At 67.1% G+C, this 15415-nt stretch carries 12 protein-coding genes; 6 read left to right on the top strand and 6 right to left on the bottom strand.

The features are described from left to right. Positions 1–13 precede the first annotated feature (13 nt). Positions 14–400 (bottom strand): PaaI family thioesterase, encoded by a 387-nt coding sequence (locus tag E4487_RS10515; protein ID WP_051800559.1) that lies wholly within the window; start codon positions 398–400, stop codon positions 14–16. Then, the gene (locus E4487_RS10510) at positions 397–2724 is read right to left on the bottom strand and encodes a Tex family protein (RefSeq protein ID WP_175253302.1); all 2328 of its coding nucleotides are present in this window, start codon (positions 2722–2724) and stop codon (positions 397–399) included. The genes E4487_RS10515 and E4487_RS10510 overlap by 4 nt, the downstream gene beginning before the upstream one ends. 202 nt (positions 2725–2926) lie before the next feature. Here E4487_RS10510 and ompR point away from each other — a divergent pair, with 202 nt between their 5' ends. From ompR to E4487_RS10495, 3 genes are all read left to right on the top strand, one after another. After that, the gene (gene ompR, locus E4487_RS10505; RefSeq protein WP_037050229.1) at positions 2927–3661 is read left to right on the top strand and encodes a two-component system response regulator OmpR; all 735 of its coding nucleotides are present in this window, start codon (positions 2927–2929) and stop codon (positions 3659–3661) included. Between the two features lie 85 nt (positions 3662–3746). Then, on the top strand, positions 3747–5060 hold the full coding sequence (locus E4487_RS10500) for an ATP-binding protein (RefSeq protein WP_037050228.1): 1314 nt from the start codon (positions 3747–3749) through the stop codon (positions 5058–5060). A gap of 95 nt (positions 5061–5155) precedes the next feature. Next, entirely contained in the window at positions 5156–8923 is a 3768-nt protein-coding gene (locus tag E4487_RS10495) for an EAL domain-containing protein (RefSeq protein ID WP_175253301.1), read from the top strand. On the opposite strand, the gene E4487_RS10490 is transcribed toward E4487_RS10495, so the two are convergent. Genes E4487_RS10490 through E4487_RS10480 form a run of 3 tightly spaced genes read right to left on the bottom strand, consistent with a single transcriptional unit; the run spans position 8913 to position 11145 of the window. Beyond that, a complete protein-coding gene (locus tag E4487_RS10490) occupies positions 8913–9809 on the bottom strand; it encodes an LD-carboxypeptidase (RefSeq protein WP_175253300.1) in 897 nt (298 codons plus the stop codon). The genes E4487_RS10495 and E4487_RS10490 overlap by 11 nt on opposite strands. Beyond that, positions 9806–10711, bottom strand: coding sequence for a 30S ribosomal protein S6--L-glutamate ligase (gene rimK / locus E4487_RS10485; protein ID WP_037050224.1), 906 nt, complete (start codon positions 10709–10711; stop codon positions 9806–9808). Before rimK ends, E4487_RS10490 begins: the two co-directional genes overlap by 4 nt. Next, entirely contained in the window at positions 10708–11145 is a 438-nt protein-coding gene (locus E4487_RS10480; RefSeq protein ID WP_167494399.1) for an ATP-dependent zinc protease, read from the bottom strand. The genes rimK and E4487_RS10480 overlap by 4 nt, the downstream gene beginning before the upstream one ends. Positions 11146–11292: 147 nt before the next feature. On the opposite strand from E4487_RS10480, the gene E4487_RS10475 reads away from it, so the two are divergent. Further along, positions 11293–11721, top strand: coding sequence for an RNA-binding S4 domain-containing protein (locus E4487_RS10475; protein WP_037050222.1), 429 nt, complete (start codon positions 11293–11295; stop codon positions 11719–11721). Positions 11722–11733: 12 nt separating this feature from the next. Here the strand turns inward: E4487_RS10475 and E4487_RS10470 are convergent, their stop codons facing one another. Next, the gene (locus tag E4487_RS10470; RefSeq protein ID WP_175253299.1) at positions 11734–12528 is read right to left on the bottom strand and encodes a phosphatase PAP2 family protein; all 795 of its coding nucleotides are present in this window, start codon (positions 12526–12528) and stop codon (positions 11734–11736) included. A gap of 216 nt (positions 12529–12744) precedes the next feature. On the opposite strand from E4487_RS10470, the gene hslO reads away from it, so the two are divergent. Next, positions 12745–13632, top strand: a complete 888-nt coding sequence (gene hslO / locus E4487_RS10465) for an Hsp33 family molecular chaperone HslO (RefSeq protein ID WP_037050218.1) — start codon at positions 12745–12747, stop codon at positions 13630–13632. A 158-nt stretch (positions 13633–13790) separates the two neighbouring features. Next, positions 13791–15332, top strand: a complete 1542-nt coding sequence (locus E4487_RS10460; RefSeq protein WP_134678155.1) for a phosphoenolpyruvate carboxykinase — start codon at positions 13791–13793, stop codon at positions 15330–15332. Positions 15333–15415 lie beyond the last annotated feature (83 nt).

The raw sequence follows: 15415 nt of genomic DNA, 5'->3' as shown, positions 1-15415 counted from the left end.
CGCTCAGCGCGGATTACACGCAGGCGAAGGTGCCTTGTGCCTTGGCGACCAGCTTGTCGTCCTGCCAGACCTCGGCTTCGACCACCTGGGTGCGGCGGCCGGCGTGCAGGACCTTGGCATGGCACAGCACGCTGCCGTCGGAAACCGGGCGGATGTAGTTGATCTTGCATTCCAGCGTGACGCTGCTCGGGCCGCCGTCGCCCAGGCTGTGGCTGGCCTGGCCCATGGCGGTGTCGATCAGCGAGAACAGCGCGCCGCCATGCAGCTTGCCGTGCAGGTTGCGCAGGTCATCGGTCAGGGCCAGGCGGATGCGCGCCTCGCCGCCGCCGACCTGCAGGATCTCCAGCCCGAGCAGGCGGGAGAAGGCGCTGCTCGCGCCTACCTCCTGCTTGCCGCTCATCGCTTGAGCTGCTTGGCGTTGGCGAACAGCGCTGCCATGCCGCCGGTGGCCGGGGCCGGCTTGTCCTGGCTGGAGTGACGCTCGCTGCGCGGCGTGTTGCCGCCACGGTTGCCGTTGCCACGCTGGCCGCCGCGTGCGCCCTCGACCTTCTCGCCGGGCGTGTCGCCCATGCGCATGGACAGGCCGATGCGGTTACGCGGGATGTCCACTTCCATCACCTTGACCTTGACCACGTCGCCGGTCTTGACCGCTTCGTGCGGGTCCTTGATGAACTTCTCCGACAGCGCGCTGATATGCACCAGGCCGTCCTGGTGCACACCGATGTCGACGAAGGCGCCGAAGTTGGTCACGTTGGTCACCACGCCTTCGAGCACCATGCCGGGCTTGAGGTCGGCCAGGGTCTCGACGCCTTCCTGGAACTCGGCGGTCTTGAACTCCGGACGCGGGTCGCGCCCCGGCTTGTCCAGCTCCTTGAGGATGTCGCCGACGGTGAGCAGGCCGAAGCGCTCGTCGGTGAACTTGGCCGGGTCGAGGCGCTTGAGAAAGCCCGAGTCGCCGATCAGCGAGCGGATGTCGCGGCTGGTGTCCTGGGCGATACGTTCCACCAGGGGGTAGGTTTCCGGGTGCACCGCCGAGGCGTCCAGCGGGTTGTCGCCGTTCATCACGCGGAGGAAGCCGGCGGCCTGCTCGAAGGTCTTGTCGCCCAGGCGCGGCACCTTCTTCAGCGCGGCGCGCGAGGCGAACGCGCCATTGGCGTCACGGTATTGCACGATGTTCTGCGCCAGGGTCGCGTTGAGGCCGGAGATGCGCGCCAGCAGTGCGGCGGACGCGGTGTTCACGTCCACGCCGACGGCGTTCACGCAGTCCTCGACCACGGCATCCAGCGAGCGTGCCAGCTTGAGCTGCGACACGTCGTGCTGGTACTGGCCGACGCCGATGGATTTCGGGTCGATCTTCACCAACTCGGCCAGCGGGTCCTGCAGGCGACGGGCGATGCTGACTGCGCCGCGTAGCGACACGTCGAGATCGGGGAATTCGCGGGCGGCCAGCTCGGAGGCCGAGTACACCGAGGCGCCGGCCTCGGAGACCATCACCTTGGTCAGCTTCAGGCCCGGTACCTTCTTGATCAGCTCGGCGGCCAGCTTGTCGGTCTCGCGGCTGGCGGTGCCGTTGCCGATGGAGATCAGGTCGACGCCATGCTTGGCGCACAGCTTGGCCAGGGTCGCCAGGGTGCCGTCCCAGTCGTTGCGCGGCGCGTGCGGGTAGACGGTGGCGGTGTCCAGCACCTTGCCGGTGGCATCGACCACGGCCACCTTGCAGCCGGTGCGCAGGCCGGGGTCCAGTGCCAGGGTGGCACGCGGGCCGGCCGGCGCGGCCAGCAGCAGGTCGTGCAGGTTGCGGGCGAACACGGAAATCGCCTCGTCCTCGGCCTTCTCGCGCAGCTCGCCGAGCAGGTCGGTTTCCAGGTGGTTGTACAGCTTGACCTTCCAGGTCCAGCGCACCACCTCGGCCAGCCACTTGTCGGCGGCGCGACCCTTGTTCGCGAGGCCGAAGCGCTCGCCGATCATCAGCTCGCACGGGTGCAGGGTGCCGGGCAGTTCTTCACCGACCTTCAGGCTGGCACTGAGGATGCCTTCGTTGCGCCCGCGGAAGATCGCCAGCGCGCGGTGCGACGGCACGCCCTTGAGCGCTTCGTCGTGTTCGAAGTAGTCGCTGAACTTGGCCCCTTCGTTTTCCTTGCCGGGCACCAGGCGGGCGCTGAGGGTGGCGTTGTCCTTGAGGAAGCTGCGCAGCTTGTCGAGCAGCGCGGCATCCTCGGCGAAGCGCTCCATGAGGATGTACTTGGCGCCTTCGAGCACGGCCTTGACGTCGGCGAAGCCCTTCTCGGCGTCGATGAAGCGCTCGGCTTCCTGCTCGGGGGTCAGGTTCGGGTCGTTGAACAGTGCGTCGGCCAGCTCGCCGAGGCCGGCTTCCAGGGCGATCTGGCCCTTGGTGCGGCGCTTCTGCTTGTACGGCAGGTAGAGGTCTTCGAGGCGCGTCTTGGTGTCGGCCAGGTCGATCTCGCGCTTGAGTTCCGCGGTCAGCTTGCCCTGTTCCTCGATGCTGGCGAGGATCGCCCCGCGACGCTCGTCCAGCTCGCGCAGGTAGCGCAGGCGCTCTTCCAGGTGGCGCAGCTGGGTGTCGTCGAGGCTGCCGGTCACTTCCTTACGGTAGCGGGCGATGAAGGGCACGGTGGAGCCTTCGTCGAGCAGGGCCACGGCGGCGGCAACCTGTTGCGGGCGCACGCCCAGTTCTTCGGCGATGCGGTTGTTGATGCTGTCCATATAGTGCTACCCACGCTGGTACGACAAGGCGGCCGCGCCAGGGCGGCCAGATACGAAAGCGGCGCATTATAAACACCGCATCCACCGACGCTGAGAACCGTTCGGGGAAAAATCTGCTAACAATGGCTAAGGCGCCCATCCATGCGCCTGAGCGATAATGCCGCCACTCGCCGTCCATCGTACGGCTGTCCAAGGAGACGCCATGACCCAGTCCGCCCCCGCCGCCGAAGGCGAGAAGATCCTCATCGTCGATGATGACGCCCGTCTGCGCCGCCTGCTCGAGCGCTTCTTCGACGAGCAGGGCTACCGGGTACGTGCGGTGGAGAACGTCGAGCAGATGGATCGTCTGCTGGCGCGCGAACTGTTCAATCTGGTGGTGCTCGACCTGATGCTGCCGGGCGAGGATGGCCTGTCCGCCTGCCGTCGTCTGCGTGAGTCGAACAACCAGATCCCGATCATCATGCTCACCGCCAAGGGTGATGAGTCGAGCCGTATCCAGGGCCTGGAACTGGGCGCCGACGATTACCTGGCCAAACCCTTCAACCCGCGTGAGCTGCTGGCGCGGATCAAGGCCGTGCTGCGCCGCCAGGCGCCCGTGGTGCCGGGCGCGCCGGGCTCCGAGGACGAGAGCGTCAGCTTCGGCGACTACGAGTTGTCCCTGGCCACGCGCGAACTGAAGAAAGGCGACGAAGTGCACATGCTCACCACCGGTGAGTTCGCCGTGCTCAAGGCCCTGGTGCAGCACGCGCGCGAGCCGCTGACGCGGGACAAGCTGATGAACCTGGCGCGTGGCCGCGAGTGGGATGCGCTGGAGCGCTCCATCGATGTGCAGATCAGCCGCCTGCGCCGCCTGATCGAGCCGGACCCGTCCAAGCCGCGTTATATCCAGACCGTCTGGGGTGTGGGCTACGTGTTCGTGCCGGATGGCAATAAGTGAAGTTGCACGCTGCCAGTCACACGCTGCAGGTGATCGGAGGTTGGGCGGCTTCTTCTTGCGGCTTGCAGCTTGAGGCTTGCCGCTCGTGAAGACTCCCGTCTGGTTCCCGCAAAGCTTCTTCGCCCGCACCCTCTGGCTGGTGCTGGTGGTCGTGCTCTTCTCCAAGGCGCTGACGCTGGTTTATCTGATGATGAACGAGGACGTGCTGGTCGACCGCCAGTACAGCCATGGTGCGGCGCTGACCCTGCGCGCCTACTGGGCGGCCAACCCCGATGACCGCGACCACATCGCCCAGGCGGCAGGGCTCAAGCGCATCCCGCGTGACAAGGTGCCGGCCAGCGAACAGCACTGGCCCTACAGCGAGATCTTCCAGCGGCAGATGCAGACCGAGCTCGGTCCCGACACCGACACCCGGGTGCGTGCCACCACACCGCCTGCGCTGTGGGTGCATGCCCCCAGCCTCGGCGACGGCTGGGTGCGCGTGCCGATGTACCCGCATCCGCTGCGTGGCCAGCGCATCTGGAGCGTGCTGGGCTGGTTCCTCGGCATCGGCCTGCTGTCCACCGCCGCCGCCTGGATCTTCGTGCGCCAGCTCAGCGCACCGCTCAAGCGTCTGGTTTACGCGGCTCGCCAGCTGGGCCAGGGGCGTAGCGTGCGCCTGCCGATCAGCGACACGCCCAGCGAGATGACCGAGGTCTATCGCGCCTTCAACCAGATGGCCGAGGACGTCGAGCAGGCCGGGCGTGAACGCGAGCTGATGCTGGCGGGCGTCTCGCATGACCTGCGCACGCCACTGACCCGCCTGCGCCTGGCCCTGGAGTTCATGCAGAACGATGCGGAAACCGAGGACATGGTGCGCGACATCGAGGACATGGACGCGATTCTCGATCAGTTCCTCGCCTTCATCCGCGACGGACGCGACGAGCCGGTGGAGGAGGCGGACTTCCCCGAGCTGGTGCGTGAAACCCTGGCGCCCTACAACCAGGGCGGCGAGCGTGTTCGCCTGTGCCTGGAGCCGATTCCTCCCTTCCCGCTGCGCCGCGTCTCGACCAAGCGGCTGCTCACCAACCTGGTGGAGAACGCGCTCAATCATGGCGGCGGCGATGCCGTGGAGGTGGTTGCCAGCCTGGCCGGTGACCACAGCGCGCCCTATGTGGTGCTGAGCGTCCTCGACCGTGGCAACGGCATTGATCCGACCGAACTGGACAGCATCTTCAACCCTTTCATTCGCGGTGACCGGGCGCGTGGCGGGCGGGGCACCGGTCTCGGCCTGGCCATCGTCAAGCGCATCGCGGCCCTGCATGGTGGCAGTGTCGAGCTGCGCAACCGCAGCGGCGGTGGCCTCGAGGCGCGCGTGCGGCTGCCCCTCGGCCTGCTGCTGCCGCGTGACGCGGTGTAGCTGAGCGGCCTGCCCGGCGGCGGCGTGCTGGCAATACGCTGCCAAGCGCTCTGGCGCTGGGCTATGCTGTGCCTGCGAATCGATTCGAGGCCCGCATGTCCGCCGCCTTCCCTGACCGCCTGCCCAGCTGGACCTGGTGGCTGCCGCTGCCGATCTTTCACCTGGGCACCTGGATATCCCTGGCAACCCGCCTGAACGATGGCGTGGCGCTGTGCTACCTGCCGCTGGTGCTCGGCCTGACGCTGTGCCTCTGGTGGGGGCCGCGGGTGTTGCCGGCGCTCTACCTCAACGCCCTGTTCAGCGTGCCGTTGTGGGGCCTGCCCTGGCAGTGGGCGCCGCTCTATGCCTTGCCGGAAACGGCGGCGGTCGCCCTGGGCTGGTGGTTGCTGCAGCGGCAGGTCTTCGACCCCGCGTTGGGGCGCCTGTCGGATCTGCTGCGTTTCTTCGCCCTTGGTGTACTGGTGCCCGCCACCCTGCTGGCCCTCGGGCTGCAGACCAACCTGTGGCTGACCGGCCTGCAGATCGGCGAGCGCTGGGCGCTGGCCAGCCTGTCGATCTGGCTGACCGACGCGATCAACCTGCTCGCCCTGTGTGCGCCGCTGCTGGCCTTCGCCACGCCGCTGTTGCGCGCGCGTGGCTGGCTGCGCAAATGGGCCGAGACGCCCGGGACGACCTCGTTGCTCAGTGCCTCGCCGTCCGCCTGGTTGCTCGCCGTGGGCGTATTCGTGCTGCTGCTGGTGTTGCTGGGCAGCCTGCCGTTGCTGCTCGCCCTGCCGGTACTGGGCATCAGCATGCTGGTGTTGGCGCTGCGCCATGCGTTCGTCGGCGCCCTGTACGGCGTCATCCTCGGCTATTGCGCGACCCTGGTGCTGCCCCTGCTGCGTACCAGCCTCGGTCAGGAGGACCTGGACCTGCAGCGCAACCAGTTGCAGCTGGCTGTCCTCCTGCTGATGGGCGCGGTCCTGCTGGTGGGCCGGGCGCTGAGCGACCTGCGCCAGACCCTGGCACTCAGCGCGCAGATACAGCAGCAACTGGCGCGCGCCAACCTGGCGATGGAAGCCAGCCCGCTCGGGGTGACCATCGCGGATGCGCGGCAGGCCGACATGCCGCTGGTCTACTGCAACCCGGCCTTCACCCAGATCACCGGTTACTCCGCCGCCGAGGCCGAGGGGCGCGAGTGCCTGTTCCTGGCCGGCGATGAACACAACCAGCATGGCCTGCAGAAGCTGCGTACGGCGCTGCGCGAAGGGCGCGCCGCACAGGCCGTGGTACGCAACGTGCGCAAGGATGGCAGTCGCTTCTGGAACGAGGTGGTGCTGGCCCCGATGCGCGACGAGCAGGGCATCAGTCATTTCGTTGGCCTGCAGCACGATGTCAGCGAGCGCGAGGAACTGGCGGCGCAGGTCGAGCGGCAACGGCTGGCCATGCTGCGCCAGAGTCATCTGTTCACTCAGACCGAGGACATCGCCAACCTGGGCGGCTGGGTGCTGGAGCTCAGCGACTACGGCATGTTCTGGAGCGAGGGCTGCTACCGCATCGTCGAACGCGACATCCAGCAGGGCCCGCCCGACCTGCAACAGGCGCTCGACTACTACGACACGCCGAGCCAGGCGCTGATCATGCAGACCCTGCAGGCTGCGCTGGGCGGGGTCGAGGAGCTGGACGTCGAGGCGCGCCTGGTCGCGCGCCTGGGCGGCCGGCTGGTGCGCCTGCGCGGGATTCCCGAGCGTGATGCCGACGGCACCCTGGTACGCATCTACGGCGTGGTGCAGGACATCAGCGAACGCAAGCGCGCGGAGTCGCAACTGCGTGAGCGCGACGAGCGCCTGCGCCTGTTCTTCGAGGCGCCGCTGATCGGCATGGCGCTGACGACTCAGTCGTTCGGCTGGGAAGAGGTCAACCAGAAGCTGTGCAACATCCTCGGGCTGGAGCGCGACGAACTCCTCGCCAGCTCCTGGCAGCAGCTGTCGCACCCGGGCGACCTGCCGACGGAGCAGTCGCGGCTGGAACCCGTGCTGCAGGGCTCCAGCGACGGTTTCGAGATGGACAAGCGCTTCCTGCGCGGCGATGGCCAGGTGGTCTACACCCGCGTCAGCCTGAGCGTCGTGCGTGGCACTGGCGGTCGTCCGACCCTGTTCCTGCTGCTGGTCGAGGACATCAGCGCACGGCGCGAGGCCGAGGCGCGCTACCGCACCCTGGTCGAGCACGCCCCCGAGGCCATTCTGCTGTTCAGCCCCGATGGCGGCATCGTCGAGTTCAACGAGAACGCCTTGCAGCTGTTCCGCTATCGCCGCGAGGAGCTGCTCGGGCGCTCGATCCAGAGCATCAGTCCGCTGCGCCAGGGCGACGGGCGGCTGTCCTCGCGGGCCGGCCAGGAGTACCTGAAGCGCGCCATCGAGGGCGAGGCACCGGTGTTCGAGTGGAACCACCGCGACAGCGCCGGTCGTCAGTTACCCTGCGAGGTGCGTCTGGTGCGCATGCCGGGCGAGCAGCTGCTGATCCGCGCCAGCGTCACCGACATCTCCGAGCGCCAGCGCTACCAGCGCGAGATCGAGCGCCTGGCCTACAGCGACGAGCTGACGGGCCTGCCCAACCGCCGGCTGCTGCTCGACCGTCTGCAGCACGCCATGGACCGCGAGCACCGCGAGGGCAGCCTGGGCGCGTTGCTGTTCATCGATCTCGATCACTTCAAGACGGTCAATGACAGCCTCGGCCATCTGGTCGGCGATGCCTTGCTCTGCGAGGTCACCACCCGCCTGGCGGGCGAGTTGCGCACCGAGGACACCCTCGCCCGTCTCGGCGGTGACGAGTTCGTGGTCCTGCTCGAGGCCCTCGGCCAGGAGCCCAAGGCCGTGGCCGAGCATGCGGCGGCGGTTGGCGAGAAGCTGCTCCGGGGCCTGCAGGGCAGTTGCCTGATCGATGGGCATGAGCTGGCGATCAGCGCCAGCATCGGGATCGCCCTGCACCCGCTGGGGTTGCAGCAGGCCTCGGACATTCTCAAACAGGCCGACACGGCGATGTACCGGGCCAAGCACGCCGGGCGCAACGCCCTGCATTTCTTTGCCCCGGAGATGCAGGCGGCCATCGACCAGCGCCTGCAGCTGCAGAGCGAGCTGCGCCAGGCACTCGCCCGCCAGCAGTTGCAGCTGGTGTTCCAGCCGCAGCTGATGCTGGCCGACGACTCCGTTGCCGGTGCCGAGGTGCTGCTGCGCTGGATGCACCCCGAGCGCGGCGAGATCGGCCCGGACCAGTTCATCCCCCTGGCCGAGGAAACCGGCCTGATCCAGGAGATCGGCCAGTGGGTGCTGGAGCAGGCCTGCGCGGCGCTGGCGCGCTGGCAGACGCAGTGGCCGCAGCTGGTGCTGGCGGTCAACCTCAGCCCGCGCGAGCTGCGCCAGAGCGAGTGCGTGGAACGCGTCGAGGCCTGCCTGCAGCGGCATGGCGTGCCGGCGCAGGCACTGGAGCTGGAGATCACCGAAGGCGTGCTGCTCGAGGACGTCGAGCGCTGCATCGGCAACATGCAGCGGCTCAAGGAGCAGGGCGTGCGTTTCGCCATCGATGACTTCGGCACCGGCTATTCGTCGCTCACCTACCTCAAGCGCCTGCCGCTGGATCGCCTGAAGATCGACCGCAGTTTCGTCGCCGACCTCGATGGCGACAGCAGCGGGCGCATGCTGGTGCAGACCATCCTGATGATCGCGCGCAACCTGGGCCTGGAGTGCGTGGCCGAAGGCATCGAGCGCGACAGCCAGTTGCAGTTGCTACGCGAGCAGGCCTGCACGCTGGGCCAGGGCTATCTGTTCGGCCGGCCCATGGCCGAGGCCGAGTTTCTCGCCTGGATGGACAGCCGCGTCACCAGCTGAGGCGGTTGCCGCCCAGGCGCGCCTGCTGGCCGCAGGGCCAGGGGAAGTTGCTGTCGCCGTGCCCGCTGGGCAGCTCGCTGTAGAGCGCGATGCCCAGCGGCGTCAGGTATTCGCTGAAGATCTGCTCCAGGCTGTGGTGCACGCCGCGTCGCGGGCAGTCGGTGAAGCCGCCGAGGCACACCGCACGCGGGCGTCGCCCGGCGAAACTCTGGAGCAACTGCCAGAGGCTGCGCTCCAGGCGGTAGTAGGGTTCGCCGACGTCCTCCAGGATCAGGATGGCATCGTCCATCAGGTGCAGCTGCGCTGTGCTGCCGCAGGCACTGGCCAGTGCCGTGAGATTGCCGCCCTGCAGGCGGCCCTCGAGGTGCTGCGCAGGGCCGCTGATATGGCGCACGGGCAGTTCCTGCGGTTGCCCGTCGAGCAGGCGCCACAGCGCCTGCATCGAGGCCAGGCGCTCGCGCTGGCCACCTGGCGCCGCCAGCGCCTGGTGCCCGAGGGCGCTGGCCACCGGGCCGTGAATGGCCGGCAGGCCATGCTGGCGGAAGGCGTCGAGCAGGATCGACAGATCGGAGAAGCCGATCAGCGGGCGTGGGCTGGCCTGGCGCAGCAGGGCCCAGTCGATGTCGGCCACCAGCTGCGCGCAGCCGTAGCCGCCACGCAGGCACCAGACGGCATCGATGTCGGGCAGGGCGAAGGCCTGGTGCAGGTCTTCCAGGCGCTGCTCCGGCGTGCCGGCCAGGTAGCGGTGCCGAGCGCGCACGTGCCGGCCCAGGTGGTAGCGGATACCCAGGACGTCGAGCTGCGCCAGGGTCGCTTCGAGCACATCTTCGGCAAGCGCCGCTGCCGGAGCGATCAGCGCCACGCGGCCGTCGAACGCAGGGCTCATCCGCGGCCCTTGGTGCGGGTCTGGCCGGGCTCGGCGTTCTTCTCCAGGTACTGGATGATCATGCCGGCCACGTCCTTGCCGGTGGTGGTTTCGATGCCTTCCAGGCCTGGCGAGGAGTTCACCTCCATCACCAGCGGGCCGTGGTTGGAGCGCAGGATGTCCACCCCGGCCACGTTCAGGCCCATGACGCGGGCGGCGCGCACGGCGGTCATGCGTTCTTCCGGGGTGATCTTGATCAGGCTGGCGCTGCCGCCACGGTGCAGGTTGGAGCGGAACTCGCCGGCCTTGGCCTGGCGCTTCATCGCCGCGATCACCTTGTCGCCGACCACGAAGCAGCGGATGTCGGCGCCGCCTGCCTCCTGGATGTACTCCTGGACCATGATGTCCTGCTTGAGGCCGAGGAAGGCCTCGATCACCGATTCGGCGGCCTTGTGCGTCTCGGCCAGCACCACGCCCATGCCCTGGGTGCCTTCCAGCACCTTGATCACCAGCGGTGCGCCGCCGACCATCTGGATCAGGTCGGGAATGTCGTCCGGCGAGTGGGCGAAACCGGTCACCGGCAGGCCGATGCCCTTGCGCGACAGCAGCTGCAGTGCGCGCAGCTTGTCCCGCGAGCGGCTGATGGCCACCGACTCGTTGAGCGGGTAGACGCCCATCATCTCGAACTGGCGCAGGACCGCGCAGCCATAGAAGGTCACCGAGGCGCCGATGCGTGGAATGACCGCGTCGAAGCCCTCCAGCGCCTGGCCACGGTAGTGGATCTGCGGCTTGTGGCTGGCGATGTTCATGTAGGCGCGCAGGGTGTCGATCACCTGCATGTCATGGCCCCGTTGCTGACCGGCCTCCACCAGACGGCGGGTTGAATACAGACGCGGGTTGCGCGACAGCACGGCGATCTTCATTGGGCACCTGGAAGGGACGAGGAGAGAGAGGGTTTTTCCTGCACATAGCTGAGTGCCGGATTGACCACCAGTTGGCCGGTGATCAGCGCCTTGGAACCGAGCAGTACGCGATAACGCATGGTCTTGCGGCAGGCCAGGGTGAACTCCACCGGCCACAGGCGATCGCCCAGGGCCAGGTGGGTACGGATGACGTAGCGGCTCTGCGCCTGGCCATTGGAACTCTTGATGCGCTTCACCGAGACCAGCTGCGCCTCGCAACGGTGGCGGCGCTGCACCTGGGTGCCGAGGTAGGCGGTGAAGCGCACCCAGTCCTCGCCGTCGCGCTGAAAGGGCTGGATATCGCTGGCGTGCAGGCTCGACGTGCTGGCGCCGGTGTCGATCTTGGCGCGCAAACCGATGATGCCGAGCTCCGGCAGGTTGATCCACTCGCGCAGGCCGATCACGCTGAGCTGGTCGAAAGTCTTCAAGGCAGTGGTATTCCCCTGAGGCGACAGCGCCTATGATTCCGCGCATTCTAGTTGTGTGCTGTGACAACTGCATCTGCCGCGCTTGGCGAATGCGAAATCCCTTCAGAGAGTGAGATGAGCGAGAAAGACGACGACAAGGTCCGCCTGGACAAGTGGCTGTGGGCGGCACGCTTCTACAAGACCCGGGCGCTGGCCAAGGCCGCCATAGAAGGTGGCAAGGTGCATCACCGGGGGGAACGCTGCAAGCCGGGCAAGGAGCCGAAGATCGGTGACGAGTACGTGCTGCGCACCGGCTTCGACGAGCGCACCGTGCAGGTGCTGGCGCTGTCCACGGTGCGCCGGGGGGCGCCCGAGGCGCAGTTGCTGTATCGCGAGACGGACGAGAGCATCGCGCGCCGCGAGCAGGCTGCGGCGATGCGCAAGGCCGGGGCCATCGGCGTGCAGACCGACGGCCGGCCGAGCAAGAAGCAGCGGCGGCAGATTCAGCAGTTCAACGAACAGCAGGGTGGCGGCTTGCGCCACCCCTGGGCGGACGAGGAATAGCGCGCGGCGCGGTCAGTGTCCGCTGACCACGCTGATGCGTCCGAGCAGCGGCAGCCTGGCCAGGCGCGAGGTGAGCGGCAGGGTGATCTTCTCCAGCCACTCGCTGGCGCGGTAGCCCAGCGGGGTGAAGCAGCCCCAGGCCAGGCCGGTCAGGCTCAGCAGCACGCCGCCAACGAAGGCATCCGAGCCCCAGTGCGCACCGGCCACCAGGCGCGGCAGCATGCCGATCACGGCAATGGCCCAGACCAGCGCCAGGCGCCAGCCACGGGCGAAGAAGCTGAGGAAGAAGGCCCAGATCATCAGCACCGAGGCGTGATCGCCAGGGAAGCTGCGGCTGGCGCTGTCCTTCAGGTCCCAGCGTTCTTCCCAGGCCGGGAACATCTCGGTCAGGCGCGCACTGCCTTCGACGGCCAGCGAGGCGCTCTGGCGTTGCCAGCCCATGTAGTCGACGAGGTCGGAAAACAGCACGCGGATCAGCAGCATCACGATCAGCATCGCCAGGAAGGCGTAGAGCGCGCGGCGCACCTGCGGGCCTTCGAACACCAGGCCGGCCTTGAGCATCACCGCCAGCATCACCACGCCGACACCGGCGTCGACCGGGCGCATGCTGCCGATGGCCCAGATGTGCGCCCACACGCCGGCGGCATGCACCGGGTCGTTGAGCAGGTGGAACAGCTGCAGATCGAAGGCGTCCCACAGCTGGCGCGTCGGCTGCCACAACCAGCTGGCGAGCAGCAGCAGGCTGACGACATGGCAGGCCAGCAGGGGCTTCACGCGCCACTGCGTATTGAGAAAGACGGTCGACATGAGAAGTCCCTTTGCAGAAATATGACAGCTCTACCCGAGCGCGCGCATGGTAGACCCTTATGGCCAGGATGCAATGTGACTCCGTGCTCGGTTCAGGTCAGGTTCAGAGCAGGCCCCGGCTTCCGCGCAGGTGACGCTCGGCGCCTGGCCCTTGGTTGTGCGGGCATTTGTGCATAAAATCGCCAGCCTTTTTTTGCAGACCCTGAGCCCGCCGCTATGAACGACTTCAGCCAACGTTTCCTGTTCGACGACACCGACGTGCGTGGTGAGATGGTCGCGCTGCGCGAGAGCTACGCTCACGTGCTGGCCAAGCATGCCTACCCGCAGCCCGTGGCGCAACTGCTGGGCGAGATGATGGCGGCCGCCGCGCTGCTGGTCGGCACGCTCAAGTTCGATGGCCTGCTGGTGCTGCAGGCGCGCTCGGAAGGGCCGCTGTCGCTGCTCATGGTGGAGTGCTCCAGCGCGCGCGAACTGCGTGGCATCGCCCGCTACGACGCCGAGCAGATCGGCGCGGACGCCGACCTGCACAGCCTGATGCCCAACGGCATGCTGGCGATCACCATCGACCCGGCCAAGGGCCAGCGTTACCAGGGTATCGTCGACCTCGACGGCGTCGACCTGGCCGAGTGCCTGAGCAACTACTTCGCCAGCTCCGAACAGCTGCCGACGCGCTTCTGGCTCAAGGCCGACGGCCAGCGTGCCCGTGGCCTGCTGCTGCAGCAGTTGCCCGCGCATCACCAGACCGAGCCGCAGGAGCGCGAGGAAAGCTGGAACCATGTGCTGACCCTGGCCGATACCCTGACCGCCGAAGAGCTGCTGGGCCTGGACAACCCGACGCTGCTGCATCGTCTCTACCATGAAGAGAACGTGCGCCTGTTCGACGAGCAACTGCTGCAGTTCCGTTGCAGCTGCTCGCGTGAGCGCTCGGCCAGCGCCCTGATCAGCCTGGGCCAGGCCGATGCCGAGCTGCTGCTGGCCGAGCAGGGCGGCCAGGTCGAGATCGACTGCCAGTTCTGCAACGAGCGCTACCTGTTCGACGCCGCGGACATCGCCCAGCTGTTCGCAGGGGCCGGTAGCGAGGCGCCGTCGCAGACCCGTCATTGATGAACTTTTCCACCTTATAGAAGTTCTCTATCGGATCGGAGGATGCCAAGAAGTTCGCTTTTCTGGCATACTCCCGCGACTTTTTTACCGTGTAGTCCAGTTGCCCCTGGACTACACAACGTTCGGAAGACTCGGCCCAGCGGCCGACGGGGACCCTCATGACGCAAGCCAACAACGCCGTGTACACCGACATCAGCGCCGCGCAACTGGTCGAAGAAGCCATTCGCCGTGGTGAAGGGGAACTGGCCGCCAATGGCGCCCTGGTGGTACGCACCGGCCATCGCACCGGCCGCTCGCCGGCTGACCGTTTCATAGTGCAGGAGCCGAGCACCGAGGCGCAGATCGCCTGGGGCAACATCAACCGTCCGTTCCCGGCCGACAAGTTCGATGCCCTTTGGGATCGCGTCGAGGCGTTCAACAATGCACAGGAGCATTTCGTCTCCCACGTGCACGTCGGCTCTGCCGAAGCTCACTACCTGCCGGTGAAGATGACCACCGCGACTGCCTGGCAGAACCTGTTCGGCCGCCAGCTGTTCATCAATCCCGAGGCCTACAACCCGGCCGGTCGGGAGCAGTGGCAGATCCTCAACGTCGCCAACTTCGAGTGCTCGCCCGAGCGTGATGGCACCAACTCCGACGGTTGCGTGATCATCAACTTCGCCGCCAAGAAGGTGCTGATCGCCGGCATGCGTTACGCCGGTGAAATGAAGAAGGCCATGTTCTCCGTGCAGAACTTCCTGCTGCCGGAAAAAGACGTGCTGCCGATGCACTGCGCTGCCAACATCGGCGAAGAGGGTGACGTGACCCTGTTCTTCGGTCTGTCCGGCACCGGCAAGACCACCCTGTCCGCCGACGAGTCGCGTTACCTGATCGGTGACGACGAGCACGGCTGGGGCGAGGGTGTGGTCTTCAACGTCGAAGGCGGCTGCTACGCCAAGTGCATCGACCTGTCCGAGAAGAACGAGCCGGTGATCTGGAAAGCCATCCAGTTCGGCACCGTGCTGGAAAACGTCGTGCTCGACGAGCAGCGCACGCCGGATTACGCCGATGACAGCCTGACCCAGAACAGCCGTGCGGCCTACCCGCTGGAGTACGTCGAGAAGCGCAGCGAGAAGAACCTGGGCGGCGAGCCGAATGCCGTGATCTTCCTGACCTGCGACCTGACCGGCGTACTGCCGCCGGTGTCGATCCTCAATAACGAGCAGGCGGCCTATCACTTCCTGTCCGGCTACACCGCGCTGGTCGGTTCCACCGAAATGGGTTCGGGCGGCGGCATCAAGTCGACCTTCTCCACCTGCTTCGGCGCACCCTTCTTCCCGCGTCCGGCCGGCGTCTACGCCGAGCTGCTGATCAAGCGCATCAACGCCTTCGGCTCCAAGGTCTACCTGGTCAACACCGGCTGGACCGGCGGTGGCTACGGCGTCGGCAAGCGTTTCAACATCCCCACCACCCGTGGCGTGATCTCCGCGATCCAGAGCGGTGCGCTGATCGGTGCCGAGACCGAGCACCTGCCGATCATCAACCTGGACGTGCCGAAGTCGGTACCTGGCGTCGAGACCAACCTGCTCAACCCGCGCAACACCTGGGCAGACAAGAACGCCTACGACGAAGCCGCCAAGGGCCTGGCCAAGCTGTTCATCGACAACTTCACCAAGTTCGATGTCAGCGACGCCATCAAGAGCGCCGGCCCGCAGCTGTAAGCGCTGTGCAAGCAAAAGAAACCGCCTTCGGGCGGTTTCTTTTTTTGGGGCTGCAGGCAGGAGCAAAGGCCGTTGTCCGCAGG

It is taken from the genome of Pseudomonas sp. BMW13, assembly GCF_013357275.1.
Classification (GTDB): domain Bacteria; phylum Pseudomonadota; class Gammaproteobacteria; order Pseudomonadales; family Pseudomonadaceae; genus Aquipseudomonas; species Aquipseudomonas khazarica.
Note: the sequence above shows the minus strand (reverse complement) of the source record. Positions and strands in the feature narration are given on the sequence as shown.

Bases quoted from the DNA above. Each gene is read 5' to 3' on its own strand.
- E4487_RS10515 (WP_051800559.1), bottom strand. From the start codon at position 400: ATGAGCGGCAAGCAGGAGGTAGGCGCGAGCAGCGCCTTCTCCCGCCTG.
- E4487_RS10510 (WP_175253302.1), bottom strand. From the start codon at position 2,724: ATGGACAGCATCAACAACCGCATCGCCGAAGAACTGGGCGTGCGCCCG.
- ompR (WP_037050229.1), top strand. From the start codon at position 2,927: ATGACCCAGTCCGCCCCCGCCGCCGAAGGCGAGAAGATCCTCATCGTC.
- E4487_RS10495 (WP_175253301.1), top strand. From the start codon at position 5,156: ATGTCCGCCGCCTTCCCTGACCGCCTGCCCAGCTGGACCTGGTGGCTG.
- E4487_RS10490 (WP_175253300.1), bottom strand. From the start codon at position 9,809: ATGAGCCCTGCGTTCGACGGCCGCGTGGCGCTGATCGCTCCGGCAGCG.
- rimK (WP_037050224.1), bottom strand. From the start codon at position 10,711: ATGAAGATCGCCGTGCTGTCGCGCAACCCGCGTCTGTATTCAACCCGC.
- E4487_RS10475 (WP_037050222.1), top strand. From the start codon at position 11,293: ATGAGCGAGAAAGACGACGACAAGGTCCGCCTGGACAAGTGGCTGTGG.
- E4487_RS10470 (WP_175253299.1), bottom strand. From the start codon at position 12,528: ATGTCGACCGTCTTTCTCAATACGCAGTGGCGCGTGAAGCCCCTGCTG.
- hslO (WP_037050218.1), top strand. From the start codon at position 12,745: ATGAACGACTTCAGCCAACGTTTCCTGTTCGACGACACCGACGTGCGT.
- E4487_RS10460 (WP_134678155.1), top strand. From the start codon at position 13,791: ATGACGCAAGCCAACAACGCCGTGTACACCGACATCAGCGCCGCGCAA.